Origin of the sequence: Moraxella sp. (assembly GCF_024227015.1) — a bacterium.
Taxonomy (GTDB): Bacteria; Pseudomonadota; Gammaproteobacteria; order Pseudomonadales; family Moraxellaceae; genus Moraxella.
In genome coordinates, this window is the sequence record NZ_JAAELD010000268.1 from 1 (window position 1) to 1485 (window position 1485).

A 1485-nucleotide genomic window follows, 5' to 3' on the forward strand; every position below is an offset into this window, starting at 1 on the left:
AACCATTAACCATTAACCATTAACCATTATGCCCTACATTCCACATACCTCCGATGATATTACTGCCATGCTTGCCACTATCGGTGTCGGCAGTATCGAAGATTTATTTGATGAAATTCCAGCCGCCTTACGTTGTGGCTACTTAGAAAAAATTCCGCCCGCCTTAACTGAAATGGAAATTGGACAGTTAATGCGCCAACGCGCAAATCAAGATAGTGGGGCAATCTGTTTTATCGGCGCAGGTGCTTATGAACATCACATTCCCGCCGCCGTCTGGGAAATCGCTACGCGGGGCGAATTTTATTCCGCCTACACCCCCTATCAAGCTGAAGCCAGTCAAGGTACGCTGCAACTGTTATATGAATTTCAAACCATGATGGCTAATTTGACTGGCATGGAAGCCTCAAATGCCTCCTTATATGATGGCGCGTCAGCTTTGGCGGAAGCGGTGTTGATGGCAGTGCGTCTCACTAAATCTAAGGCAAAAAATATTTTAATGCCGACAACAGTACATCCCATTTATCGGCGCGTTGTAAAAAATTTCGTTAAAAATCAAGGTATTAGATTAATTGAGATACCTTATGACGCTGAAGAGGGTATTATTGCACCTGATAGTTTAGCCCATTTTGCAAAAATAGAGAGTGCCGCTTTAGTGATTCCCCAACCTAACTTTTTTGGTTGCTTAGAAGCAGTTGATGAATTGACTGATTGGGCATACGCTCAGGGCATATTAGTCATCGGTGTAGTCAATCCGCTGACGCTTGCCGTGCTATCGCCGCCCGGCGATTGGGGTACAAAAGGGGCAGATATTGTTTGTGGTGAAGGGCAACCTTTGGGCATTCCATTATCTTATGGAGGACCCTATTTTGGTTTGCTCTGTTCTAAAAAAGGCTATGTGCGACAAATGCCAGGGCGCATTGTTGGACGCACTGTCGATTTGGACGGAAACACTGGTTATACTTTAACCCTACAAGCGCGTGAACAGCATATTCGCCGTTCCAAAGCAACCTCTAATATTTGTACCAATCAAGGTTTAATGGCAACGGCTGCCACAATTCATACTGCCCTATTGGGTGCAGAAGGCTTAGAACAGGTTGCTTTAACTTGTCATGCGAATACGACTGATTTGGTTGAAAAACTGACTGACATTGCGGGGGTGAATCGCGTGTTTAAGGGACCATTTTTTCACGAAGCCGTGCTACAGTTAGAAAAGCCCGTTGATCAGGTTTTGCGCGAATTAGCCACGCATCTTATTTTTGGCGGATATGATCTTACCCCGTTTTATCCAGAATTAGGTCAGTGTTTATTAGTCTGTGCCACCGAAATGCGAACACAGGCAGATATAGATCGTTATGCTGAAAAGTTACAAGTTGTTTTGAAAGGTTTCCAAAGCTAAAGCGTTGGACTCCAAAATGATCAAAGCTAACTGAGAAATCCGATTTTTTCAAAAAATCGCTTGATAACCAAAGCTAAAGCGTTGGACTC

The 1485-nt window shown here is 44.0% G+C and carries 1 protein-coding gene; it reads left to right on the forward strand.

Annotated features, from left to right (window positions below):
- The first annotated feature begins 28 nt into the window (after nt 1-28).
- A complete protein-coding gene (gcvPA, locus tag GY683_RS06235) occupies nt 29-1396 on the forward strand; it encodes an aminomethyl-transferring glycine dehydrogenase subunit GcvPA (protein WP_297287922.1) in 1368 nt (455 codons plus the stop codon).
- Nucleotides 1397-1485: the final 89 nt, after the last annotated feature.